This window comes from Pseudomonas sp. GW821-FHT01E05, from assembly GCF_059422425.1.
In genome coordinates, this window is record NZ_JBWKWW010000002.1 from 529,811 (window position 1) to 554,553 (window position 24,743).

Below are 24,743 nucleotides of genomic sequence, written 5' to 3' on the forward strand. Positions count from 1 at the left end.
TACAGAAGTCTTCACTTTAGCCGACGACCTCACACCAGCAACCGCTCCAACGCCCCGCGTAACCCGGCAGGAATCGCCACCGGCTGATTCGACGCCCGATCCACAAACACATGCACGAACCGCCCTGCCGCGCAGGCGTCTTCTTCCCCCGCCTTGAATACCGCCAACTCGTACTGCACCGAACTGTTACCCAACTTGCCCACCCGCAATCCGATTTCGATACGCTCGGGGAAAGCAATCGAAGCGAAATAATCGCACGCCGAACTCACCACAAAACCCAACACCTCACCGTCATGAATATCCAGCCCACCCACCTCGATCAGGTAGGTGTTCACCGCGGTGTCAAAAAAGCTGTAGTAGGTGACATTGTTCACATGGCCGTAAACGTCGTTGTCGTGCCACCGGGTGATGATCGGCTGGAAGTGACGGTAGTCAGTGCGTTGCGGCATGCGGTTGGTCATTGAGTGGTCTCTCAGAGAATGGGCAAGCAGTGTAATCGCTGTGACCTCCACGATCGGGCGAGACTCAGGGTCATTCGCGGGCTTGCCCGCGAAGCTTTGGCCTAAAGATTCGCCTCAGCCCACGCCCTCACCTCTGCATACGGGTAATCCTCCAACACCGCAAACCCCGGAATCGCCCGAGCCTTGAGTTTGGTGAACAGCGGCACGCTGATCCCGCACAAAAACCGCGTCAGTCGTTCCGCACCCGGCAGACTCCCGTTGTACTGCTCATGCCTGTGGATAAAATCGCCGCACAGTGCCTGGAAATTTTTATCCACAAGCGCCGGCAACTCGGGAGGCTCTGGCAGACGTGCAACCTGACCGTGGCACACCGAACAATGCCCGCACCGCTGCGGTGCGTTTTCATCGCCGAAGTACTGCGCCAGTCGATAACCCAGGCAGCGCTCGGTCGCGAACAAATCGAGCATCGCGTGGATCCGCGCGATCTCGGTGCGCTCATGCTGTGTGAAGTACGCATGCAATTCGGCGCTCAGCGCCTGCGCCTCGAAATCTGTCATCAGCAGGCTGTAGACCTCCGTCATTTGCTTGCTTTCGAGCTCCACCCAGCCCTTTTCCTGGAAATAATCCAGCGCCTTCACCACCCGATTTCGTTCGGCTTGATGCTGTAAATACAACGCGTCGAAATTCACCGTGGCCCAGGTCCTGGCGCGGCTCGACGTCTGGATAATCGCCGCCACAAAGTCCCGCCGCTCGCCCTCGAAACGCGCCAACAAGGCTTCGGGCTCGACCAGAAACTTGAAGCGGTACTCCGCAAAGTAGGCATAACGCGGCGCGATCAAACCACGCAGCTCCAGCTGCACCAGCAAGGTCTTGAGCGGCAACTGACGAATGTTGCTCTGATCCGCCAGCGGCCCCAGAAGAAACTCCCACTGACCATCGGGGCTGGCTGCTTGTAGTTCATCCAGCACACAACGAATGCCTTCCAGCTCCGGCGTGTCACCGTAAACGAAATTCTCCAGCACATTGAGGCTGTCGCGGTTGGCCAGCACCAGGCAGTCGGAGGACTGCCCGTCACGCCCGGCGCGACCGATTTCCTGGCTGTAGTTCTCAATGGATTTCGGCAAGTCGAAATGCGCCACGTTGCGGATGTCGCTCTTGTCGATGCCCATCCCGAAAGCGATGGTGGCGACTATGCAATTGGACTGCCCGCCCATGAACCGGCGCTGAATCGCTTCGCGTTGCTCGTGGGGTAAACCTGCGTGATAAGCCTCGGCCTGAATGCCGTGCTGAGCCAGGTGCTGAGCGATCTGTTCGGCCGTTTTCTGCAACGTGACGTAAACGATGCTCGGCTGCCCGGCGCGCTGGCCCATCCACTCGACCAGACGCCGACGCTTGTCCTGGCCACGCACCGGCTCCACCAGCAGGTTGAGGTTGGGTCGGTAGAAACCGGTGGTCACCACATCCGCCGGGGCGATGGCGAATTTCGCCTGCATGTCGGCGATCACCTTTGGCGTTGCGGTGGCGGTCAGCAGCAAAGCTTGAGGAATGTTGAACTGGCGCTGATAGGCCGGCAGCTTTAAATAGTCCGGACGGAAGTTATGACCCCACTCCGAAATACAGTGCGCCTCGTCCACCACCAACAACGAGATTGGCACCTGCTGCAAAAAGTTGCGAAAACGTTCGTTCTTCAGGCGCTCCACGGAGATCATCAAAATCTTCAACTCGCCGGAGCGGGCCCGCGCCATCACCTCGTTGGCATCATCGCGGCTCTGCGCCGAATCGATACTCGCCGCCGCAATGCCGTGACGCGCCAGGAACGCCAACTGGTCCTGCATCAACGCCAGTAACGGCGAGACCACCAGCGTCAGATTCGGCAGCAGCAAGGCCGACAATTGATAACACAACGACTTGCCGGACCCAGTAGGAAAAATCGCCGCCGCCGACCGCCCGGCCAACACCGCGCTGACCGCCACCTCCTGGCCGGGCCGAAACTGTGGATAACCAAAGACCTGTTCAAGGGTGTTGTGCATAAACTGTCACTCCATTGACCGCGCAGATGCCTGAAGCCTAGCGCGGCAAATCGGCGGGTCGAGAAAAGGTCGGGCGCAAAAAGGATACGGCATGATACAGGGAGAACGGCGCAAGGCCCGTGATGCAATTCCATGGCTGATGGCGTTCAAATGTGAATCGAAGATCACGAAATCCCCTACACAGTCTGGCGCACGCGTTACTGCGGCTCTATTCGACACGCCTGACAAGCGCGTGGGAAATTCGACCTCCAGGGGAATCGCTGAAAAAAACCCGGGTAGTGCGAGGTGGCACGGCAGCGGATAACAAGGTGAAAACGTAGCCAATAAAGGATTCTTTCATGCCTGCCCATCAAGTCGCCGCATACAACCGGCAACTCGCTGCCGACATTCAAGCGTCCATCGACGACCCTAGACCCAGCATTGAAGACGAGGAAGCCAGCGTTTTATGGCTAAGAAACGAGACGCCCTACGTCGGCGGACAGACCGGTAGCCAGGCCTTACCAATCTTCGTCCCCTTCCTACAACCTCGTGCTCCTTGTCGCCTTTCGCCAGCCTGCAACCCACATCTATAGTTGTTTGCGTTGCTGCAAAATCAGCGGCCGGGTTTGGTCACCCGAAAAATTACAGAGAACATTCGCATCCCCTTGTATGCTGCCGGCACTAACATCTCGGCACGCTTTATGGCGGCTGTGTTTGGGACGCTTTCGAGCGTGCCGGGTGTTCTCGCCGGTTGACCAACCTGAACACAGTCCGCCACCCATCGTTTGGTCACGGTTGGTGTGGTTCATTTGATCCATACAGAGAACTAACCATGAACACATTAGATCCGTCTGCAGATCGCTATCGCCCCACTAAAACCAACTTCACCGACACCCCGGTTCTGATCATCGACACAGAGGCCGACCCGCAAGACATCCTCGAAGCCGCCCTTCAGCGCATCCGAGCCTCCAGCGACCTGCTCGAAACCCTGCACTGCCAATGCTTCAAGCACGGCGACGTTAAAGACATTCCCCATATCACCCACGCCCTGTACCTGCTGACTCAAGACGGCCGCGACCTGCTCCAAGTCGCCCAGCAACGCATGCTGAACTGGAAAGCACCTACCTGACACACCCCACTCGCAGGCACGCCACGTTCCTGTAGGAGCCTGGCTTGCCAGCGATGAACGCGCCGCGTGTTTTCAAACATAAGTGAAAGAAACAGCAGCCCCGGGACCACCGCCATGAGCCAATTAACCTTCAAACAAAAACAAGCGCATTACGAAAAAGTCCGCCGCTCAAACTACTTGGCCAGCCTACGCCTCGCCGGATTCGACACGTCACCGGTAGACCTCGACAAACCACTTCCTACACGAGAAGAAGTGCTCGCAAAGTACCGACAAGACGAACCACCAATATCTGCGTCCGCCCTTCCCCCCAAGCCCGACGGCCAATAAAATCCGCCTAAGCCCAACCAGACGCCCCGCAATGCACCTCGCCCCCAACTTCCCCGACGACCACGTCATGCACCTGCTCATGCAGCTGCTGCACGAAGAACTCGGCCTGCCCGAACGCAAGACCATCAGCCTCAGCACCTCGATCAATTTTGAACTCGGCTGTGACGGCGCCGATGCGCGGCACCTGATGGAAACCCTGGAAGAACAGTTCGCCATCGACTTCATCGACTACGACGCCTATCGCTACTTCCAGCCCGAAGGCTTTGACGTGTTCCTCAAGCGGCGGGCCAAGGGACGTGGTGACAAACACCCACTGACCATTGGCATGCTCTACCAGGCGATCAAGGTGCAGCAGTGGAATACACAGGAGTTGGAAGGCATCTAGTCGACACCACAAGTGCCATTATTCTGGCCGTTTAGCGCCTTTTCAGCTGGAATATTGGTAGTTCTGCCTCCGCTGGTCTGAATCGCACCCGCAAAAAAGCCGCCCCTAAGGGCGGCTTTCTCTTACCTCAAACCACTACCGAATAATTACAACTTCGGCCCAGCAGCCTTGATCGCATCGCTCACTTCAAACTTCTTGAAGTTCTCGATGAACAAACCGGCCAACGCTTTAGCAGCTTCGTCGTAGGCAGCTTTGTCAGCCCAGGTGTTGCGTGGGTTCAACAGGCCGGTTTCAACGCCCGGTACGGCCAGCGGCACGTCGAGGTTGATGGTGTCCAGGTGTTCGGTTTCTGCACCGATCAACGCGCCGCTCTGGATGGCTGCGATGACGCCACGGGTGGTCGGGATGTTGAAGCGTTTGCCGACGCCGTAGCCACCGCCGGTCCAGCCGGTGTTAACCAGGTAGACCTTGGAGCCGAAGCCGCGGATGCGTTTGATCAGCAGTTCAGCGTATTCGCCAGCCGGACGCGGGAAGAACGGGGCGCCGAAGCAGGTGGAAAAGGTCGATTTGATGCCGCTGCCGGAACCCATTTCGGTCGAGCCCACCAAAGCGGTGTAGCCGGACAGGAAGTGGTAGGCCGCTTGTTCTTCGCTGAGGATCGAGACTGGCGGCAGTACGCCGGTCAAGTCGCAAGTCAGGAAGATCACAGCGTTTGGCTCGCCGCCGAGGTTTTTCGGGGCGCGTTTTTCGATCAGTTCGCGCGGGTAAGCGGCGCGGCTGTTCTGGGTCAGGCTGTCATCGGCGTAGTCGGCTTTCTTGGTGACCGGGTCGAGTACGACGTTTTCCAGTACGGCACCGTGCTGGATGGCTTTCCAGATGACCGGCTCGTTCTTCTCGGAGAGGTCGATGCACTTGGCATAGCAACCGCCTTCGATGTTGAACACCACGCCAACGCCCCAGCCGTGTTCGTCGTCGCCGATCAGGTAGCGGCTTTCGTCAGCGGACAGGGTGGTTTTACCGGTGCCGGACAGGCCGAAGAACAACGTTACGTCGCCCTCTTCGCCCATGTTGGCCGCGCAGTGCATCGGCAGAACGTCGACTGCTGGCAGCAGGAAGTTTTGTACCGAGAACAGGGCTTTTTTCATTTCGCCGGCGTAACGCATACCCGCGAGCAGCACTTTCTTGGCTGCAAAGTTGATGATCACGGTGCCGTCGGAGTTGGTGCCGTCACGCTCAGGCACGCAGACGAACTCAGGGGCGTTGATCACCTGCCACTCGTCCTTGTCACCCTGGTTGTACTGCTCAGGGTTGATGAACAGGCAACGGCCGAACAGGTTGTGCCAGGCAGTCTCGGTGGTCATTTTGACCGCGAGGTAATGCGCAGGGTCAGAACCTACGTGGACGTGGGAAACAAAACGCTCGCGCTCGCCCAGGTAGGCTTCAACGCGGTTCCACAGGGCATCGAACTTGTCGGCCGGGAACTTGCGGTTGATCGGGCCCCAGGCGATGGCGCCTTGGGTGGAAGGCTCTTCCACGATGAAACGGTCGACTGGCGAACGGCCGGTGCGGTGACCGGTGCGTACAACCAGAGCGCCGGTATCGGACAGCTCGCCTTCACCGCGGTTCAGGGCTTCTTTAACCAGATCATCAACACTCAGATCGGTGTACACGGCGTTATTGGCTTGCGTCATGAGGTTCCCCGTCGGCCAGTGGCCGAGTGCTCCAAACGTTTTGTAGTAGAAAGTTGTGCACTACTACCGCGAAAAAAGTGGGCCGGATTATGCCAGAAATGCCCAAAAAAAGTAGGGCCCTCCTGTCAGGGCGGCGTAAATCTGGCGTTTGACAGGTAATTTACCTGCGCTGAACCGTTTTAGTGGCGAGTATCTGACGGTGTGTTGACACCCGCTCCAGCGAATAATTGAGCAACATCGGCAGCATCGAACAGGTAGCGCTCGTTGCAGAACTGACAGTCGATCTCGACGCTGCCACCGCTTTCGATAACCAGTTGTTGCGCGTCTTCCTGACCCAGACTCACCAGCGCGTTACCCGATCGATCGCGCGAGCAGCTGCAGCTGAAGCGCAATGTCTGCACGTCGAACATACGTACCGCTTCATCATGGTAGAGGCGATGCAGTACGGTTTCATTGTCCAGGCCAAGCAGTTCGTCAGCGGTCAGGGTGCTGGCCAGGGTAGTGATGTGCTGCCAGCTGGAGGCGCGTTCCTCGTCATCCTTGATGCGATCGGCCGGCAGCTGCTGCAGCAGCAGACCACGGGCGCGACGGCCGTCGGCGTTGAGCCAGAAGCGTGTGCCGACTTGCTGGGACATGACGAAATAATTGGTGAAGCATTCCGACAGGGTCTCGCCGTCGAGGTCGACGATGCCCTGGTAACGCTGACCCTGACGCGGGTCGACGGTGAGTGCCAGCACGCCGTTGGGCATCAGGTCGGCCAGGGTCGCATCAGGAGCGATCTTGTCTGCGTCATAACGCGCCAGGCCACGGATCTCGCGCTCGCTGGAACACTCGATCATCAGCAAGGGTACCGGGCCTTCGGAACGGGCCTGGAGGATCAGCAAGCCATCGAACTTCAAGGTGCCGACCAGCAACGCCGCCGCGGCCATCAGCTCGCCGAGCAGTTGCGCGACTGGCTCGGGATAAGGGTGTTTGGCAAGGACTTCGGCGTAGCTACGCTCCAACGCAACCATCTCGCCGCGGGCGTCGCTTTCATCGAAGATGAAGCGTTGGGTGTAGTCGTTATCCGGTAGATCGGTCATAGGTTTGGGTATCTAAAGTGAAAACAAAAATGGTTACAAGGATCGAAACTTGCGCTTTTGCGCCATTTTGGTGCACGAATGTTCGGCCATGGAAAGCATTTTATGAACAATCCGGGATTGTTCCAAGCAAGGTAGAACATCGGCAGGTTGGTTCCGTGTAATTTACTACCTCTGGCGCTGCGGTGTTTTTGGTTCCGGGCTTCGGGCTTTCCGGGCAAGCTTACTCCCCACTACTCCCGCCATGAAACTTGAACAGATCACGCCGCTGTTTTTTGGTCGGTTTGCCATCGGTGCTGACGCCCAGGGCGCCGGCCTTGCGCATTGCGGCGGCGTTCTCGCGTTTGGCGATGCTGGCTTCGGTTTCGGCGTACAACGTCTGGGCTTGCGGTGCGCCACGGCGCACGATCGATAGCGCCAGGACCGTCACGGTGCGCTCCTCGAAACCAGTGCGGATCTGAAACTCATCGCCGACTTTCGGCTCTTTGCCCGGTTTGCAGCGTTCGCCCCGGCAGTGCACTTTGCCACTTTCAATCGCCGCTTTGGCCAGCGCGCGGGTTTTGTAAAAGCGCGCAGCCCACAACCACTTATCCAGACGGACTTTGTCGTCCTCTTCGGTCTTTTGTGCCATGGGATTTCCTCATCCTGAAATATTTCTGAACTGTACTACCGTTTCTGTTGTGCCATGAATTACACCGGCTCAGTTTAGAATGCGCGCCTCTCCAGCGCCTCGTTCGAGGACTGGAAATCCGGGCCGTAGATATCTGTCGCCTTTTACCCATTATTCTGCGTGAATACCGCGAATTCGGCCGCTTGCGGCGCGAGCAGGTTTCTCACCGGTTGAGCACATTTGAAGACTTTTGACCATTTGACCGTTATCGGTCTACGCGAGTGGGTGGCGCTTCCAGATTTGGGAGTGGCAGGCCTGCGGGCGAAGATCGACACCGGAGCCAGCACCTCCAGCCTGCATGCCACCGAGATCGAGCCATTCGAGCGCGACGGGGAAAAGTGGGTGCGCTTCAACGCCCACCTGGGCACCGTGGTGCAGCTGCGCCATCGTCATTGCGAAGCACCGCTGGTAGCGATAAAAACCATTAAAAGCTCCAACGGCCAGGCGCAGGTGCGTTACGTGATCAGCACGACCCTGGCACTGGGCGATCGGGTCTGGCGGGTGGAATTCACCCTGGCCTGCCGCAAAGCCATGCGTTATCGCTTGTTACTCGGTTCCAAAGCCCTGATCGATGGCCAGTTAGTGGTCAATCCGGGGATTAAATACGTTCAAGACAAGCCGGCATTTCCGGCGTCCACTACCTCTGCCACAGGTGTTGCATGAAGATCGCTGTGCTGTCGCGTAACCCGCGTCTGTATTCCACTCGTCGTCTGGTCGAGGCCGGCACCGAGCGTGGCCATGAAATGGTGGTGATCGATACCCTGCGCGCCTATATGAACATTGCCAGTCATAAGCCGCAGATTCACTATCGCGGTAAGCCGCTGGAAGGCTTCGATGCGGTGATCCCGCGGATCGGCGCTTCGGTAACCTTTTATGGCTGCGCGGTATTGCGCCAGTTTGAAATGATGGGTGTATTCCCGCTCAACGAATCGGTGGCCATTGCCCGCTCGCGGGACAAGCTGCGCTCGCTGCAATTGCTCTCGCGTCGCGGTATCGGCTTGCCGGTCACCGGCTTTGCCCACTCGCCGGACGATATCCCCGACCTGATCGAGATGGTCAATGGCGCGCCGTTGGTGATCAAGGTGCTGGAAGGCACTCAGGGCATCGGCGTGGTGATGTGTGAAACGGCCACGGCAGCGGAGTCGGTGATTGAGGCGTTCATGGGCCTCAAGCAGAACATCATGGTACAGGAGTACATCAAGGAGGCCGGCGGTGCGGATATCCGCTGTTTCGTGGTGGGCGACAAGGTGATCGCCGCGATGAAGCGTCAGGCCAAGCCCGGCGAGTTCCGCTCCAACCTGCACCGTGGCGGCAGCGCCAGCCTGATCAAGATCACTCCCGAGGAACGCATGACCGCGCTGCGCGCAGCCAAGGTCATGGGCCTGAGTGTCGCGGGTGTGGATATCCTGCGCTCCAACCACGGGCCGTTGGTGATGGAGGTTAATTCCTCACCGGGGCTGGAAGGGATTGAAACCACCACGAGCAAGGACGTGGCAGGGATCATCATTCAGCATCTGGAGAAGAATGGCGGGCCGAACATGACGCGGACTAAAGGAAAAGGCTAAGGCTGAAGGTAGATCGTTTGATCGTTCCCACGCTCTGCGTGGGATGCGTTCCTTTGCTGCGCGTGGGAACGATCTACTGTCAGGCCCTTACACCGCATCCCTGGGCAACATCAGCCCCAACGGCAAGCGCACTCGCGCTTCCAGCCCGCCGTCCGTGCGGTTGCGCAGTTCCACATTGCCGCCGTGCATGGAGGCGATCCGCTTGACGATCGCCAGACCAAGCCCGGTGCCTTTGCCGCCACGGGCGCGGTCACCACGGGTGAAGGGGTTGAAGATAGCCTCCAGCTCTGACTGATCGATCCCTGCCCCACGGTCCATTACGCTCAACACCACATAAGGTGCGTTGGTGTCGCCTGATACATAGGCGGCCACTTCAACCTCAGTGCCAGCGTGATTCAAAGCGTTGCCGATCAGGTTGTTCAGCAGACGCTTCATCGAAACCCGGCGCAACGGGAACGGCTGGATGGGCTCCAGGCGCAGGCGAACCCGCTCATCGTTCTGGTTATAAGGCGCCGCGACTTCACGCACCAGATCACTGAGGTCGACTTCTTCGACCGTCTCATCACGACCGTCGCGAATGAACGCCAGGAACTGATCGAGAATCGCGTCCATGTCTTCAATGTCGCGCACCATGTCGTCACTCAGGTCGCTGTGGTCGCCCATCAGTTCCAGGGATAGCCGCAGACGGGTCAACGGCGTGCGCAGGTCATGAGACACGCCGGCGAGCATCAATTCACGCTCACGTCCGGCCTGTTCGACATCCTCGGCCATCTGGTTGAAGGCGCGATACACCTCGGCCATTTCGCTCGGGGTATCGCTGATTGGCAGACGCACGCTACGCCCCTGACCTAATTGGCGGGCGGCATACACAAGACGCTTGAGGGGTTGGTTGAGCTGACTGACGAAAATCCAGGCCGAGGCTGTGGATAACAAACCGATTGCCAGGAACCAGCCAAGCACGCTCCAGATTTTCTGACCACGCAACGGGTGTGGGTACAGCGGCACTTTCAGCCAGCCATCACCCAGGCTCGGCGCACGCACCCAAAGGGCCGGCGGGGCGTGCATGCGCAAGCGCACTTCGGTGTCTGAGCCCAGTTCGGCCTGCATCTGTCGTTGGTAGATCTCGCTGTACGGCCAGTGCTGCTCGCCTTCAGGCACGCCGCTACCGACCACTTTGATCAACCCGGCCGCCTTGGCAATGGTGTCGCGATTGGATTCGTCTGCAGCCCAATAGGCCCGTAAGGTCAGGGCCACACCGTGGCTGTACTGGCGGTCCACCAGCACGTCCTCGTTCATCAATAGATAAACCAGGGTCAGCGCCTTGGAGAACAGCACGACGATCAACACCAGCCAGAGGGTGCGAGAGAAGAAACTTTGGGGGAACCACACGGGGGTTTTCATAGACAGCAGACACACTTTGCAGGAGCGAGCGCACTCGCAGAATTGCGGATTGCGAGCCGCCCGGCTCGCAATCATATGACAACGCGCCCGAGAAACCCGCTCCTACAAATCACTGATCACTTGGTTGCGGTACCGTCCGGTACGAACACATAACCCACGCCCCAGACTGTCTGGATATAACGCGGTTTGGACGGGTCGGGCTCAATCATCCGGCGCAGGCGGGAGATTTGCACGTCGATGGAACGCTCCAGGGCATCCCATTCACGGCCACGGGCCAGGTTCATCAGTTTGTCGCGGGTCAGCGGCTGACGAGCGTTCATCACCAGCGCCTTGAGCACAGCGAATTCACCGGTGGTGAGCATGTGCACTTCCTCGCCTCGCTTGAGTTCGCGGGTGGCCAGGGACAGTTCGTAGTCGCCGAAGGTCACGCTTTCGTCTTCGCTGCCCGGTGCGCCAGGCACCGGTGCCGACTGACGACGCAGGACCGCTTTGACGCGGGCCATCAACTCGTCCGGGTTGAACGGTTTGGCCAGGTAATCATCGGCGCCCAGTTCGAGGCCGTTGATGCGGCTCAGCTCGTCGCCCTTGGCGGTGAGCATGATGATCGGTATTTGATTCTTCGCCGTGCGCAGGCGCTTGAGGGCGCTCAGGCCGTCTTCACCAGGCATCATCAGGTCGAGCACCACCAGGTTGAAGACCTCACGACCCAGCAGGCGATCCATTTGTTCGGTGTTCGGCACCGCGCGGGCGCGATAGCCCTTGCTGACGAAAAAACGTTCCAGCAGGCTGCTCAGTCCCGGGTCGTCGTCAACGATGAGAATTTTTTCGCCTTCAGCAGTTTGTGCAGTGCTGCTCATTGGATGCTCCTTTGATCTCGGCGCGCATTATGGCGTAGCCGCCGTTATACGCACCGTGTGCATTGTTAGCAGATTTTTCCTCGACCGCCAGCAAACCAGCCATTGTGCCTACATTGCGCGATGCCCCCGAAGGACAGAACGCTGGTTATAATGCGCCGCCTTTTGTGTAGGGCAACGTCTGATCGTTACTGTGAATGGCTGCTATTTATTTTCCATCGCCGCGCAGTAATTTTTCGATTCCACGGGTCAACAGGCTGCCTTTTGATCCAGGTAGCGGCGCCGGCCAGGCCGCTCAACCAGACTCGCCAAGCCTTCTAAACAGCGCCTGCGAGCCTGCTTTCACAATTTGTCAGGTGGTTTTATGGACAGCATCAACAGCCGCATCGCCGAGGAACTCGGTGTACGCCCGCAACAGGTCGAAGCGGCCGTCGCTCTACTGGATGAAGGCTCCACAGTGCCCTTCATCGCCCGTTACCGGAAAGAAGTGACCGGCAGCCTCGATGACACGCAATTGCGACACCTGGAAGAGCGCCTGCGCTACCTGCGAGAACTCGACGAACGGCGCATCAGCATCCTTGCCAGTATCGAAGAGCAAGGCAAGCTGACCCCGGAATTGGCCCGCGACATCAAACTCGCCGACACCAAGACCCGCCTCGAAGATTTGTACCTGCCGTACAAACAAAAGCGCCGCACCAAGGGCCAGATCGCCCTGGAAGCCGGCCTCGGCGAGCTGGCTGACGGTCTGTTCAACGACCCGACCCTGAGCCCGGACACCGAAGCCGCGCGCTTCGTTGATGCCCAAAAGGGCGTTGCCGATGTAAAGGCGGCCCTCGAAGGCGCCAAGTACATCCTCATGGAGCGCTTCGCCGAAGACGCCAGCCTGCTGGACAAGCTGCGCAGCTACCTCAAGCAGGAAGCCACCCTCAGTGCCCGTGTGATCGCCGGCAAGGAAGAGGAAGGCGCCAAGTTCCGCGACTATTTCGAACACGACGAACCACTGAAAAGCATGCCGTCACACCGCGCGCTGGCGATTTTCCGTGGCCGCAACGAAGGTATTCTCAGCTCTGCACTGAAAGTCGGCGAAGAGCTGCCGGGCAGCATGCATCCGTGCGAAGGGATGATTGGCGAACGCTTTGGCATTCAGAATCAGAACCGTGCGGCGGACAAATGGCTGGGTGAAGTGGTGCGCTGGACCTGGAAGGTCAAGCTCTATACCCACCTGGAAACCGACTTGCTGGGCGAACTGCGCGATGGCGCGGAAACCGAAGCGATCAACGTATTTGCCCACAACCTGCACGACTTGCTGCTGGCCGCACCGGCCGGCCCGCGCGCGACCCTGGGCCTTGACCCGGGCCTGCGCACCGGCTGCAAAGTTGCGGTAGTCGATGCCACCGGCAAGCTGCTGGACTACGCCACCGTTTACCCGCACGTACCCAAAAACCAGTGGGACCAGACCATCGCCGTGCTGGCCGCCTTGTGCGCCAAGCACTCGGTGGACCTGATTGCCATCGGTAACGGCACCGCCAGCCGCGAAACCGACAAGTTGGCCGCTGAGCTGATCAAAAAATACCCAGCCATGAAAATGACCAAGGTCATGGTCTCCGAGGCCGGCGCTTCGGTGTATTCGGCGTCGGAACTGGCATCGAAGGAGTTCCCGGACCTGGACGTGTCGATCCGTGGCGCAGTGTCGATTGCCCGTCGCCTGCAGGATCCATTGGCCGAGCTGGTGAAAATCGATCCGAAATCCATCGGTGTCGGCCAGTACCAGCACGACGTATCGCAGCTCAAACTGGCTCGCGGCCTGGATGCAGTCGTCGAGGACTGCGTGAACGCCGTCGGCGTCGACGTGAACACCGCCTCGGTGGCGCTGCTGGCACGGATTTCCGGCCTCAATGCGACGCTGGCGCAGAATATCGTGACTCACCGTGACGAAAACGGTGCGTTCAAGACCCGCGCCGCGCTGAAGAAAGTCGCGCGTCTGGGTGAGAAAACCTTCGAACAGGCCGCCGGTTTCCTGCGGGTAATGAATGGCGACAACCCGCTGGATTCGTCTGCCGTTCACCCGGAAGCCTATCCGCTGGTACAGCGCATCGCGGCTGAAACCGACCGCGATATTCGCTCGCTGATCGGCGATTCGAGCTTCCTCAAGCGCCTGGATCCAAAGAAGTACACCGACGAAACCTTCGGTCTGCCGACAGTGACCGACATTCTTCAAGAGCTTGAAAAGCCTGGTCGCGACCCGCGCCCCGGGTTCAAGACTGCCGAGTTCCAGGACGGCGTCGAAGACCTCAAGGACCTGGAACTGGGGATGATTCTCGAGGGAGTGGTCACCAACGTGACCAACTTCGGTGCTTTCGTCGATATCGGCGTACATCAGGACGGTTTGGTGCACATTTCCGCCTTGTCGGAGAAATTCATCAAGGATCCGCGCGAAGCGGTGAAGGCCGGTGATGTGGTCAAGGTGAAGGTCATGGAAGTCGACATCCCGCGTAAACGCGTCGGCCTGTCGATGCGCATGAGCGACACTCCGGGCGAGAAGATCGACGGTGCTCGTGGCGCCCGCCCTGGCTCGGCTCCACGCCAGTCGCAAAACACTGCACCGCGTAAAGAAACCCAGGCGCCAGCTCCGGGCAACAACGCCATGGCTTCGCTCTTCGCCAACGCCAAGCAGTTGAAGAAACGCTGATGGAAATCCCCGCCGGCCTCACTCAGAGCGCCTTCAGCGAGTTGATCGGCTGCCGCTTGCAGCGTCTGGACGTCGGCATAGCCGAAGTTGCCCTGACGCTGACGCCGCCGCTGCGTAATCGCGGTGGCAAGCTGCACGGCGGGGCGTTGTTCAGTCTGGTGGATATCGCCATGGGGCTGGCCTGTTCCAGCGCCCATGGTTTCGACCAGCAGAGCGTGACCATCGAGTGCAAGATCAACTACATGCGTGCCGTCTCTGACGGTGACGTGGTGTGCGTAGCCAAGGTGATCCACCCTGGCCGGCGCACGCTGGTGGTCGAAGCGGATGTGATGCAAGGCGATAAACTCGTCGCAAAAGCACAAGGCACGTTCGCTGTCCTATAGCTCCCTGCCATCAATTTGAGTTAATTTCGGCGCTGCGAATCCTGTAGGAGCGAGCTTGCTCGCGATAGGGGTTAACGATGACGAGGGCAGCCTGGATGAACACGGCGTCCTCAGTCCTTCGCGAGCAAGCTCGCTCCTACAAAACCAGGCGACTACGCCAGTTTTCACTTCACCCTTGTAGACCGTCTTGCCCACCCCCATATTGGGGCGACTGACGCGTGAAGGAATCCAACTTGAGCGAACTTCTCAACCGCCGCCTGGCTCTGCTTGGCGAGCGCGCTAACCTCTCTCTGCTCGAACAGTGCCTGCATGGCATCGAGCGCGAATGCCTGCGCGTTACAGGTGTTGGCCGTCTGGCGCAGACGCCGCATCCCGAAGAACTGGGATCTGCACTGACCAACGAGCAAATCACCACCGACTACTCCGAGTCGCTGCTGGAGTTCATCACTCCGGCCCTGCCTGACCCGGCGGAGATGCTGAGTAGCCTCGACAAGATCCACCGTTTTGCCTACAGCAAACTCGGCAACGAGTACCTGTGGAGTCCATCGATGCCGTGCCCGTTGCCGGCCGAGGAAGATATCCCGATCGCTTACTACGGCACCTCCAACATCGGTAAGCTCAAATACGTATACCGCAAGGGCCTGGCCCTGCGTTACGGCAAGACCATGCAATGCATTGCCGGGATTCACTACAATTTTTCGCTGCCGGAGAAACTCTGGCCGCTGCTCAAGCAAGCCGAGGGTTATGTCGGCACCGACCGCGACTATCAGTCGGCGGCCTATATCGCGCTTATTCGTAACTTCCGCCGCTACAGCTGGCTGCTGATGTACTTGTTCGGCGCGTCGCCGGCTCTGGACGCAGGCTTCCTGCGCGGTCGCGCCCATCAGCTGGAGCAACTGGATCCCGACACGCTGTACCTGCCGTACGCCACCAGCCTGCGCATGAGCGATCTGGGTTACCAGAGCAACGCTCAGGCAGGACTGACGCCGTGCTACAACGATCTGGACAGCTACACCAACAGCCTGCGCAAGGCGGTCGCAACACCCTATGCACCGTACGTCGAAATCGGCACCCATCAGGACGGTGAGTGGGTTCAGCTCAACACCAACATCCTGCAGATCGAAAACGAGTACTACTCCAACATCCGCCCAAAACGCGTGACCTACACCGGCGAACGGCCGATCCAGGCGCTGGTGGCCCGCGGCATTCAGTACGTCGAAGCGCGTTGCCTGGACATCAACCCGCTCCTGCCGATGGGCATCGATCTGCAAGAGTCGCGTTTCCTCGACGCTTTCCTGCTGTATTGCGCGCTGAATGAAAGCCCGCTGCTTGAAAACATCGAATGCGGCAACTGCACCTCTAACTTCCTCAGCGTGGTCAAGGAAGGTCGCCGTCCGGGCCTGCAACTGCGGCGCAAGGGCCAACCGGTGGACTTGAAAGAGTGGGCCAGCGAGTTGCTGGAGAAGATTGCGCCATTGGCCGCGCTGCTCGATCAAAGCCACGGCGGTGATGCCCATAGCAACGCGCTGGAAGCGCAACTGGCCAAGGTCAAGGATCCGTCCCTGACGCCATCCGCTCAGGTGCTGGCGGCCATGAACGAGCATAAAGAGAGCTTTACCCAGTTCTCCCTGCGCCAGAGCCGGGCTCACGCGGAGTACTTCCGTAGTGAACCACTGGCGGCCGACGAGCAGGCGAAGTTTGAAGAACTGGCGCGGTCGTCGCTGGCTCAGCAAACGGAGCTGGAACAGAACGAAGTCGGCGATTTCGATGTGTTTGTCGGGTCGTATCAGGCGAGCATTCTGGCGATCAGTAATTAAGCGGCGCCTGTAAAAAGATCGCAGCCTGCGGGGACCGGTCCCTGGACTGATCGTTGGATTGATCGTTCCCACGCTCTGCGTGGGAATGCCTCATGGGACGCTCCGCGTCCGCTTCGGCTGTGACGCAGAGCGTCACGGGATGCATTCCCACGCGGGAGCGTGGGAACGATCAACGCTCCGCGTCCGCTTCGATCAAACCGGTCCCCGCAGGCTGCGATCTTTTGATTCTTAGAATTTTCCGCTCATAAGCTAATTCTAAAAAGTTATTTATTTTAACTTTATTAGATCATTTAGTCTCTTTGTCAGCCGACTCTCGGCCGCCTGACAAGGAGCTTGCCAATGAAAACGTACTTTCCCCTTCGCCTCCTGGCGGCCGCGTCCCTGGCCGCAGCGAGCCTCTTTGCCCAGGCGGCTGACGTTACCGTTGCCTACCAAACCACCGTTGACCCGGCGAAAGTCGCCCAGGCCGACGGCACTTACGAAACAGCCACCCACGCCAAGATCGACTGGCGCAAATTCGACAACGGTGCAGACATCATCGCCGCCATCGCCTCGGGCGATGTGCAAATCGGTTACCTCGGATCCAGTCCGCTGACCGCCGCGATCACCCGCAAGGTTCCAGTGGAAACTTTCCTTATTGCCACTCAGATCGGCGCCGCCGAAGCTCTGGTAGCCCGCGACGGCTCCGCAATCAAAACCCCGCAAGACCTGATCGGCAAGAAAGTCGCCGTGCCTTTCGTTTCCACCGGTCACTACAGCCTGCTGGCAGCGTTGAAGCACTGGAACATCGACCCGTCGAAAGTGCAGATTCTCAACCTCGCACCGCCAGCGATCATAGCCGCGTGGAAACGCGGTGACATCGACGCCACTTACGTTTGGGACCCGGCGCTGGGCGTGGCCAAGGAAAACGGCAAGGTGCTGATCACCTCCGGCGAACTGGCCAGGTTCGGTGCGCCGACCTTCGATGCCTGGATCGTGCGCAAAGATTTCGCCGAGAAGCACCCGGAAATCGTTACCGCGTTCGCCAAAGTCACCCTGGACGCCTACGCCGCTTACCGCAAAGACCCACAAGCCTGGCTGGCTGACAAAGGCAACGTCGACAAACTGGTGAAACTCTCCGGCGCCAAGGCCAGCGATATTCCATTGCTGCTGCAAGGCAACGTCTACCCGCTGGCGGCTGATCAAGTGATCACCCTCGGCGCACCGACCACCAAGGCCATCACCGACACCGCGGCGTTCCTCAAGGAACAAGGCAAGGTCGAAGCCGTACTGCCGGACTACGCGCCGTACGTCAGCGCCAGGTTCATTACCAACTGATCAGGAGCACACGGCGATGGCCTTGTTAGAACTGGAGCGCATCAGCGCACAGTACCCCGGCGCGGCCGAACCGGTGCTGGCGGATATTTCCCTGAGCCTTGGGCCGCAGCAACTGCTGGTCGCCCTCGGCCCTTCCGGCAGTGGCAAGACATCGCTGTTGAACCTGATTGCAGGTTTCGTTGAACCGAGTGCCGGGCGCATCACCCTCGATGGCGTGCCGGTCAAAGGCCCAAGTGCCGAGCGCGGCGTGGTGTTTCAGGATGACGCCCTGCTGCCGTGGCAGGACGTGTTGGCCAACGTCGGCTTCGGACTGGAACTGGCGGGCATCTCCAAGCCTCAACGGGAAGTCCGTGCGCGGGAAATGCTTGCTCTGGTGGACCTGGCCGGCTTCGACCATCGCCGCATCTGGCAGCTGTCCGGCGGCCAGAAGCAACGTGTCGGCCTGGCCCGCGCCCTCGCTGCCAATCCTCGCGTATTGCTGATGGACGAACCCTTCGGCGCCCTCGACGCCTTCACCCGCGAACAGATGCAGGAACTGCTGCTGCAAGTCTGCAAACGCACCGCCAAACCAGTGTTCCTGATTACCCACGACATTGAAGAAGCGGTGTTTCTCGCCACCGACTTGATTCTGTTGGCACCCAACCCCGGGCAAATCGTCGAGCGTCTGAGCCTGGACTTTGGTCAGCGTTACGCCGCCGGTGAATCGGCCCGGGCAATCAAGTCTGACCCGCGCTTTATCGAAACCCGCGAACATGTGCTGGCCCGGGTGTTCTCCCAACGCAGCGCCGTCCAGCGGCAGGAGCACGCATGAGCAGCTACCCATTACCGGCTACGGCCACCACTAAACCTGCCGTCGGCCAATCGGTTGTGATTCCTGTTCGTCGCAGTCTGAGTACACGCTGGATCAGCGTGTTGACGATGATCACCCTGCTCGCCATCTGGTGGGCCGTGACGGCCAGCGGGCTGATTGAACCGCTGTTCCTGCCGCCACCTTCGTCGGTGCTGCAAAAAGGCTGGTTACTGGCGACCACCGGCTATATGGATTCGACGCTGTGGCAGCATTTGGGCGCCAGCCTCAGCCGTATCGGGCTGGGCCTGGGTTTTGCGGTGCTGACGGCAGTCCCGGTCGGCATTGCCATTGGCCATAACCGTATCGCGCGCGGCATTTTCGACCCGTTGATCGAGTTCTACCGCCCTATTCCACCGCTGGCCTATCTGCCGCTGATCGTCATCTGGTGCGGCATTGGTGAGCTGTCCAAAGTCCTGCTGATTTACCTGGCAATATTCGCCCCGATTGCCATCGCTACCGCTACCGGCGTGCGCACGGTCGACCCGGCCAGACTGCGCGCCGCGCAATCGTTGGGTGCGACGCGGGCACAGCTGATTCGCCATGTGATTGTGCCCAGCGCCTTGCCGGATATTCTCACGGGTGTGCGGATCGGCCTGGGGGTCGGTTGGTCGACCCTGGTTGCCGCCGAATTGATCGCCGCCACCAGTGGCTTGGGTTTTATGGTCCAGTCGGCTGCGCAGTTTCTGGTCACCGATGTGGTGGTGCTGGGGATTCTGGTGATCGCTCTGATTGCCTTCGCCATGGAAATGGGTCTGCGTGCGCTGCAACGCAAGCTAGTGCCGTGGCATGGCCAGACGCATTGACAGGTATTGAAAAACTGACCACGCCGACACTTCGGCGCCGAATTTGAGAAAGATCATGAGCCTGACCATCACCCCGATTAGCTCCGCACTTGGCGCCCAGATCAGCGGCGTCGACATCACTCAGCCACTGAGCGTCGAACAGCGCGATGCCATCGAGCAGGCTCTGTTAAAGCATCAAGTCCTGTTCTTTCGCGAGCAGCCGTTGAACCCGCAGCAGCAGGCGCATTTCGCCGCCAACTTCGGTGATCTGCATATCCACCCGATTTATCCGAATGTGCCGCAACAGCCTGAAGTGCTGATCCTCGACACCGCGGTGACCGACGTGCGAGACAACGCAATCTGGCACACCGACGTGACTTTCCTGCCGACCCCGGCGCTGGGCGCGGTCCTCAGCGCCAAGCTGTTGCCGGCGTTTGGTGGCGATACCTTATGGGCCAGCGGCATCGCGGCGTATGAGGCGTTGTCGGCACCAATGCAAACCCTGTTGCAAGGTCTGACCGCTACCCACGACTTCACCAAATCCTTCCCGCTGGAACGCTTCGGCACCACCGCCGAAGACCTGGCGCGCCGGGAAGAAGCCCGCCAGAAAAACCCGCCGCTGTCGCACCCGGTAATCCGTACTCACCCGGTCAGCGGGCGCAAGTCGCTGTTCGTCAACGATGGCTTCACCACCCGCATTAACGAGCTGGAGCCGACGGAAAGCCAAGCCATCCTCAAGTTGCTGTTCGCCCACGCCACCCGCCCGGAGTTCACCATCCGCTGGCGCTGGCAGGAAAGCGACGTGGCATTCTGGGACAACCGCGTGACGCAGCATTACGCAGTGGATGACTATCGCCCGCAACGGCGTGTGATGCACCGGGCGACGATATTGGGGGATGTACCGGTTTAAGTGATCAATGATTGTTCCCACGCTCCCGCGTGGGAACACATCCCGTGACGCTCTGCGTCACTGTGGACGCGGAGCATCCACGGCGGCATTCCCCACGCAGAGCGTGGGAACGATCAGCATCACTCAGCTGTAGAAGGCTTCTCCCACAAGTTAATCCCGCCTTCCTGGGCAAACCGGTCGATTTCGGCCAGTTCCTCCGCGCTAAAGCTCAGGTTCTTCAACGCCCCGACATTTTCAATGATCTGCTCCGGGCGGCTGGCGCCGATCAGGGCGGAGGTCACGCGTGGGTCGCGCAGGGTCCAGGCCAACGCCATTTGCGCGAGGCTTTGATCACGGCGTTGGGCGATTTCGTTGAGAGCCCGCACCTGGGCAATGTTGGCCTGCGACAAGTGCGAGTCTTGCAGCGAACCGCCGCCCGGACGATTGACCCGCGCATCCTTGGGCACACCGTTGAGGTATTTGTCAGTCAGCAGGCCCTGGGCCAATGGAGTGAAGGCGATTACCCCGGCACCGAGTTCGTCGGTGGTGTCCAGCAGGTCTTTTTCCACCCAGCGGTTGAGCAGGTTGTAGGCCGGTTGATGGATCAACAGCGGGACTTTCCATTCTTTGAGCAAGGCTGCGATTTCCCGGGTCTTAGCCCCGGAATACGACGAGATGCCGATATACAGCGCCTTGCCCTGTTGCACTGCAGTAGCCAATGCGCCGGCGGTTTCTTCCAGCGGTGTGTCAGGGTCGAAGCGGTGCGAATAAAAGATATCCACATAGTCGACCCCCAACCGCTGCAGGCTCTGATCGAGGCTGGCCAGCACGTATTTACGCGAGCCGCCGCCCTGACCGTACGGGCCCGGCCACATGTCCCAGCCGGCCTTGCTGGAAATAATCAGCTCGTCACGGTAGTGCTTGAAGTCTTCGCGCAGCAAACGACCGAAGTTGATCTCGGCGCTGCCATAGGGCGGTCCGTAGTTGTTGGCCAGGTCGAAATGATTGATGCCCAGGTCGAAGGCGGTGCGCAGCAAGGAGCGCTGGGTGTCGATCGGCGTGCTGTCGCCGAAGTTGTGCCACAGGCCCAGAGACAGCGCCGGCAGCACCAGCCCGCTGCGACCAACGCGGCGGTAAGGAATGGAGTCGTAGCGATCAGCAGCAGCGATATAGGTCATCGGACTCTCTACTTGTTTGGGGTAACAGTGTCTTGGAATTCTGAAGGTCGTTTCGACCATTTAGCGGGCAAGGTATGACCACCGTATTCGGTATGGAAACAGCACACAGCCTGATCGTTCCCCAAAAATGCGCGAGGAACGATCAACTGTTTTTTAAGCCGACAACTCTCGCAATGCCGCAGCCGCCAGAAAACCGGACCGCGAGCTGTAACGATGATCCCGTTTTACGGTTTGATCGATACGTTCAAGTAACCGCTCAGGAAGCGTAGCGTTAAAGCGCACCGACTTCCCAAAGTAAGGTGTCACGTCAAACTCAACCACACCCCATACACCGCCGGCGTAGTCGGGGTTATCAAGGTGATCATCTATCTCGTGCACTTGTGGAAGTGGATCGCCATCGGCGACCAATCCTTCGAAATGCAAGGACAACGCTTCTTTCACGTTTTCGAATGCCTTCGCCACCGTGCTACCTGAGGAGAAGCAACCCGGCACGTCAGGGACAATCACTCCATAGTCTGAGTCGGCATCCTTGTGCAGAACGACTGGGAATTTCATGTTGGTGGACCCTTCCTTTAAATCCGGCTTCGTTGGAGACCGGTTTGTCTTCAATGCGATCCCATGTGGGCTCTCGTACCCGCTTGCCGGCCTCATTTCAGTCCGGCCTGTTTCAGTATGCTGTTGATCGTACCTTTCGGAAGATCGGAGTCCGGGTGCTTGATGGTGACCCTACCCGGCTTGCTCGGATGTCTGTACTGATGATGACTGCCTTTCACCGCCACCAGATACCAGATACCAGATACCACCCATCCTCCTCGATCGCGTTAATCATTTCCCGACTTCGCATCACCCTCGCCCTTTTCGACAGCATCTGCGGCGAACTGTATGCAGCAAAGGGCGGAATTAATACACACCATACACACCATGTTAAATATTAGTCCACAAGAGCTTCGCCCGCTTCTGCCCAGACGGACGGTTACTGAGCCTTGGCAAACACCTCGCTCAACCAATCGACAAACACTCGCACTCTGGGCGACATGTGGCGGTTGTGCGGATAGAGCACCGACACCGGCATGGGCGGTGGTGGAGTGTCGAGGAGAATTTCCTGCACCAATCCTTGGGAAATCTGCGTCGCCATGCGGTAGTGCGGGCATTGGATGAGACCTAGACCTGCGACCGCCGAGGCGGCGTAGATCTCTGCACCGAACACCGACAACGCACCCTCGATGGCGACCTCTTTCAGCTCGCCGTCGACCATGAATTCGAACGGGAACCGTTTGGTGGTGGTGCGCGAGACGTAGTTCACCGCCCGATGCTGCGCCAGCTCGTCGAGGCTCTTCGGTTCGCCGTATTTACGCAGGTAGGCCGGGCTGGCGCAGGTCACCTGGCGCAAGGTCGCGACGCGGCGGCCAATCAGCAACGAATCCCCCAATGTGCCGGCCCGCAACACGCAGTCGACCCCTTCAGCGATCAGGTCGACAAAGCGATCCGCTTCGCTGATGGACAACTCGATCTGCGGGTAGCGCTCCATGAACTGCGGTAACGCCGGGATCACGAAGTACTTGGCCAACGTGCCATGCAAATCGACCCGCAACCGCCCTTTTGGTGCCACGCTCCGAAATGCCAGTTCAGCCTCCTCCAGCTCCGCCAGCAATTGCACGCAACGCACGTAGTACGCCTCGCCATCCAGGGTCGGACGCACCCGACGCGTGCTGCGTTCCAGCAGCCGGGTGCCGAGCCAGGCTTCGAATTGATTGAGGATGTGGGTCAACGTCGCGCGGGGCAGATTCAGGTCATCGGCCGCTAGCGTGAAGCTGCTGCGCTCGTAGATCCGCACAAAAACCTTCATCGCTTTGACTTGATCCACGTGGGACTCCTGGCACTCGATTGTTGGCGATTATTGAACAGTCAAGGCAACTCTGGTGCATTTATCGCCATGGGTAAACAGGTGAATCTTGCTTCACACCCGGCAAGCAACTTCACCACCTCAAGGAAACAACGCCATGACTACTCCAACCTCGAAAGTCGCGATCGTTACCGGCGCCTCCCGCGGCATCGGCGCAGTAATCGCCAGACAACTCGCCTGCGAAGGTTTCGCGGTTGCCATCAACTACGCCAGCAGCGCCAACGAAGCTTCGGCTCTGGTTGTGGAACTGCGCCAGGCCGGCCATCAGGCCATAGCGATCAAGGCTGACGTGTCCAACGCTGCCGACGTGCGCCGGATGTTCGATGAGACCGAAGCGCAACTGGGCAAGGTCGACGTACTGGTGAACAACGCCGGAATCCTCAACGTTCTGCCATTGGCCCAGCACAGCGACGAACTGTTCGAGCAAACCTTCGCCATCAATACCCGCGGCACCTTCAACACCCTGCGCGAAGCCGCGACCCGCCTGAATGCCGGCGGGCGGATCGTCAACTTCTCCAGCAGCACCGTGGCCATGAACCTGCCGGGCTACGCGGTATACATCGCCAGCAAAGCGGCGGTGGAATCCTTCACGCAGGTGTTTGCCAAGGAACTGCGCGGGCGCAACATCACCGTCAATGCGGTCGCTCCCGGCCCGGTCGCCACTGAACTGTTCCTGCACGGCAAAAGCGAAGAACAGATCCAGACCTTCGCCAAGATGCCGCCACTGGAACGCCTCGGTCAGCCGGAAGACATCGCCAACGTCATCTCCTTCCTGATAAGCCCCGCTGCCGCTTGGGTCAACGGGCAAATCCTGCGCACCAACGGCGGTTTGGCTTAAGCCCTCAACACTCAGCACAACCGCCCGGCCGACGTGGCCCGCCGCGACGCCTATGCTCATTATCACGACGTGATGGACAACGCCTCAGCGCGAGTGAATCCGTAAGGGCCCCATCGCGGGCAATCCTCGCTCCTACGATCAAAGTTGGGTCCGGCCACAATCATATGATCGATACACCCCCCGTAGGAGCGAGGCTTGCCCGCGATGGCGGCTTAACAGGCGCCAAAGATTTCAAATCAGGAGAATCACCCACATGCACACCACCATCATCATCACCTTCGGCCTGATCCTTCTGGCCCTGATGCTCTTTATCGGCGACAAACTCGGCTTCAACCAGCAGACGCTCAGCTATAGCTTCGTCGGCCTGTGGTTGGCACTCGCGGTGATCAACGGCGCGGTCGGCATGGTCACCGCAAAGCAGCCTCTGACCACGGAACTGGCGGTCGGCAGTGTGGTGTTTGGCGTGCCGGTGATCGCTCTGCTGCTGTTCCTGATGCTGACCAGAGCCTGAGCGCCACCGGCCCTC

Annotated in this window: 24 protein-coding genes and 2 pseudogenes; 15 read left to right on the plus strand and 11 right to left on the minus strand. The window is 59.3% G+C overall.

Going from position 1 to position 24,743, the window contains the following annotated elements:
- Nucleotides 1-29 precede the first annotated feature (29 nt).
- Both AC07W5_RS05900 and AC07W5_RS05905 read right to left on the minus strand, forming a co-directional pair.
- Nucleotides 30-461 (minus strand): acyl-CoA thioesterase, encoded by a 432-nt coding sequence (locus AC07W5_RS05900; RefSeq protein ID WP_495022945.1) that lies wholly within the window; start codon nt 459-461, stop codon nt 30-32.
- A 101-nt stretch (nt 462-562) separates the two neighbouring features.
- Complete coding sequence (locus AC07W5_RS05905) at nt 563-2,491, minus strand: RecQ family ATP-dependent DNA helicase (protein ID WP_495022946.1); 1,929 nt, start codon at nt 2,489-2,491, stop codon at nt 563-565.
- A 338-nt stretch (nt 2,492-2,829) separates the two neighbouring features.
- Between AC07W5_RS05905 and AC07W5_RS05910 the strand changes: the two genes are divergently transcribed.
- The 4 genes and pseudogenes from AC07W5_RS05910 to AC07W5_RS05925 all read left to right on the plus strand — a co-directional run bounded on the left by AC07W5_RS05910 (nt 2,830) and on the right by AC07W5_RS05925 (nt 4,311).
- Nucleotides 2,830-3,063 carry an antitoxin PaaA2 family protein gene (locus AC07W5_RS05910; RefSeq protein WP_495022947.1) on the plus strand — a complete coding sequence of 78 codons (234 nt, stop codon included), beginning with the start codon at nt 2,830-2,832 and terminating at the stop codon, nt 3,061-3,063.
- A gap of 239 nt (nt 3,064-3,302) precedes the next feature.
- Nucleotides 3,303-3,599: a hypothetical protein gene (locus AC07W5_RS05915; protein WP_495022948.1), complete on the plus strand. Its 297-nt coding sequence runs from the start codon at nt 3,303-3,305 to the stop codon at nt 3,597-3,599.
- Between the two features lie 114 nt (nt 3,600-3,713).
- Nucleotides 3,714-3,869, plus strand: a pseudogene (locus AC07W5_RS05920) (YhfG family protein); the annotation flags it as partial.
- Between the two features lie 88 nt (nt 3,870-3,957).
- Nucleotides 3,958-4,311 carry a DUF1493 family protein gene (locus tag AC07W5_RS05925; RefSeq protein ID WP_495022949.1) on the plus strand — a complete coding sequence of 118 codons (354 nt, stop codon included), beginning with the start codon at nt 3,958-3,960 and terminating at the stop codon, nt 4,309-4,311.
- 146 nt (nt 4,312-4,457) lie between these two features.
- Here the strand turns inward: AC07W5_RS05925 and AC07W5_RS05930 are convergent, their stop codons facing one another.
- The 3 genes from AC07W5_RS05930 to AC07W5_RS05940 all read right to left on the minus strand — a co-directional run bounded on the left by AC07W5_RS05930 (nt 4,458) and on the right by AC07W5_RS05940 (nt 7,712).
- Nucleotides 4,458-6,002 (minus strand): phosphoenolpyruvate carboxykinase, encoded by a 1,545-nt coding sequence (locus AC07W5_RS05930; RefSeq protein WP_494994417.1) that lies wholly within the window; start codon nt 6,000-6,002, stop codon nt 4,458-4,460.
- A gap of 179 nt (nt 6,003-6,181) precedes the next feature.
- On the minus strand, nt 6,182-7,084 hold the full coding sequence (gene hslO, locus AC07W5_RS05935; protein ID WP_495010986.1) for an Hsp33 family molecular chaperone HslO: 903 nt from the start codon (nt 7,082-7,084) through the stop codon (nt 6,182-6,184).
- 220 nt (nt 7,085-7,304) lie between these two features.
- The gene (locus AC07W5_RS05940) at nt 7,305-7,712 is read right to left on the minus strand and encodes an RNA-binding S4 domain-containing protein (RefSeq protein WP_495022950.1); all 408 of its coding nucleotides are present in this window, start codon (nt 7,710-7,712) and stop codon (nt 7,305-7,307) included.
- 219 nt (nt 7,713-7,931) lie between these two features.
- Between AC07W5_RS05940 and rimB the strand changes: the two genes are divergently transcribed.
- Complete coding sequence (gene rimB, locus AC07W5_RS05945) at nt 7,932-8,414, plus strand: retropepsin-like aspartic endopeptidase RimB (protein ID WP_494994420.1); 483 nt, start codon at nt 7,932-7,934, stop codon at nt 8,412-8,414.
- A complete protein-coding gene (rimK, locus tag AC07W5_RS05950; protein WP_494994421.1) occupies nt 8,411-9,316 on the plus strand; it encodes a 30S ribosomal protein S6--L-glutamate ligase in 906 nt (301 codons plus the stop codon). The genes rimB and rimK overlap by 4 nt, the downstream gene beginning before the upstream one ends.
- An 87-nt stretch (nt 9,317-9,403) precedes the next feature.
- On the opposite strand, the gene AC07W5_RS05955 is transcribed toward rimK, so the two are convergent.
- Together AC07W5_RS05955 and ompR are read right to left on the minus strand one after the other, a co-directional pair.
- On the minus strand, nt 9,404-10,717 hold the full coding sequence (locus AC07W5_RS05955) for an ATP-binding protein (RefSeq protein ID WP_494994422.1): 1,314 nt from the start codon (nt 10,715-10,717) through the stop codon (nt 9,404-9,406).
- Between the two features lie 116 nt (nt 10,718-10,833).
- Nucleotides 10,834-11,574 (minus strand): osmolarity response regulator transcription factor OmpR, encoded by a 741-nt coding sequence (gene ompR, locus AC07W5_RS05960; RefSeq protein WP_494994423.1) that lies wholly within the window; start codon nt 11,572-11,574, stop codon nt 10,834-10,836.
- Between the two features lie 361 nt (nt 11,575-11,935).
- Between ompR and AC07W5_RS05965 the strand changes: the two genes are divergently transcribed.
- From AC07W5_RS05965 to tauD, 7 genes are all read left to right on the plus strand, one after another.
- The gene (locus AC07W5_RS05965) at nt 11,936-14,260 is read left to right on the plus strand and encodes a Tex family protein (protein WP_495010983.1); all 2,325 of its coding nucleotides are present in this window, start codon (nt 11,936-11,938) and stop codon (nt 14,258-14,260) included.
- Entirely contained in the window at nt 14,260-14,643 is a 384-nt protein-coding gene (locus AC07W5_RS05970; RefSeq protein WP_494994425.1) for a PaaI family thioesterase, read from the plus strand. The genes AC07W5_RS05965 and AC07W5_RS05970 overlap by 1 nt, the downstream gene beginning before the upstream one ends.
- 233 nt (nt 14,644-14,876) lie before the next feature.
- Nucleotides 14,877-16,460, plus strand: a complete 1,584-nt coding sequence (gene gshA, locus AC07W5_RS05975; protein WP_495022951.1) for a glutamate--cysteine ligase — start codon at nt 14,877-14,879, stop codon at nt 16,458-16,460.
- 339 nt (nt 16,461-16,799) lie between these two features.
- A complete protein-coding gene (gene tauA, locus AC07W5_RS05980; protein ID WP_494994427.1) occupies nt 16,800-17,777 on the plus strand; it encodes a taurine ABC transporter substrate-binding protein in 978 nt (325 codons plus the stop codon).
- A gap of 16 nt (nt 17,778-17,793) precedes the next feature.
- Complete coding sequence (gene tauB / locus AC07W5_RS05985; protein ID WP_495022952.1) at nt 17,794-18,588, plus strand: taurine ABC transporter ATP-binding subunit; 795 nt, start codon at nt 17,794-17,796, stop codon at nt 18,586-18,588.
- Nucleotides 18,585-19,430 (plus strand): taurine ABC transporter permease TauC, encoded by an 846-nt coding sequence (tauC, locus tag AC07W5_RS05990; RefSeq protein WP_494994429.1) that lies wholly within the window; start codon nt 18,585-18,587, stop codon nt 19,428-19,430. The genes tauB and tauC overlap by 4 nt, the downstream gene beginning before the upstream one ends.
- Before the next feature lie 55 nt (nt 19,431-19,485).
- Nucleotides 19,486-20,319, plus strand: coding sequence for a taurine dioxygenase (tauD, locus tag AC07W5_RS05995; protein ID WP_495022953.1), 834 nt, complete (start codon nt 19,486-19,488; stop codon nt 20,317-20,319).
- Between the two features lie 119 nt (nt 20,320-20,438).
- Here tauD and mgrA read toward each other — a convergent pair whose 3' ends face one another.
- The 4 genes and pseudogenes from mgrA to AC07W5_RS06015 all read right to left on the minus strand — a co-directional run bounded on the left by mgrA (nt 20,439) and on the right by AC07W5_RS06015 (nt 23,340).
- Entirely contained in the window at nt 20,439-21,476 is a 1,038-nt protein-coding gene (mgrA, locus tag AC07W5_RS06000) for an L-glyceraldehyde 3-phosphate reductase (protein ID WP_495010979.1), read from the minus strand.
- Nucleotides 21,477-21,629: 153 nt separating this feature from the next.
- Nucleotides 21,630-22,031: a type II toxin-antitoxin system HicB family antitoxin gene (locus tag AC07W5_RS06005; protein ID WP_494994432.1), complete on the minus strand. Its 402-nt coding sequence runs from the start codon at nt 22,029-22,031 to the stop codon at nt 21,630-21,632.
- Between the two features lie 92 nt (nt 22,032-22,123).
- Nucleotides 22,124-22,320 (minus strand): annotated as a pseudogene (locus tag AC07W5_RS06010) (type II toxin-antitoxin system HicA family toxin).
- Between the two features lie 129 nt (nt 22,321-22,449).
- Complete coding sequence (locus AC07W5_RS06015; protein WP_495022954.1) at nt 22,450-23,340, minus strand: LysR family transcriptional regulator; 891 nt, start codon at nt 23,338-23,340, stop codon at nt 22,450-22,452.
- A gap of 136 nt (nt 23,341-23,476) precedes the next feature.
- On the opposite strand from AC07W5_RS06015, the gene AC07W5_RS06020 reads away from it, so the two are divergent.
- Both AC07W5_RS06020 and AC07W5_RS06025 read left to right on the plus strand, forming a co-directional pair.
- Nucleotides 23,477-24,217, plus strand: coding sequence for an SDR family oxidoreductase (locus AC07W5_RS06020; RefSeq protein WP_494994435.1), 741 nt, complete (start codon nt 23,477-23,479; stop codon nt 24,215-24,217).
- A 253-nt stretch (nt 24,218-24,470) separates the two neighbouring features.
- A complete protein-coding gene (locus AC07W5_RS06025) occupies nt 24,471-24,728 on the plus strand; it encodes a hypothetical protein (protein ID WP_494994436.1) in 258 nt (85 codons plus the stop codon).
- Nucleotides 24,729-24,743: the final 15 nt, after the last annotated feature.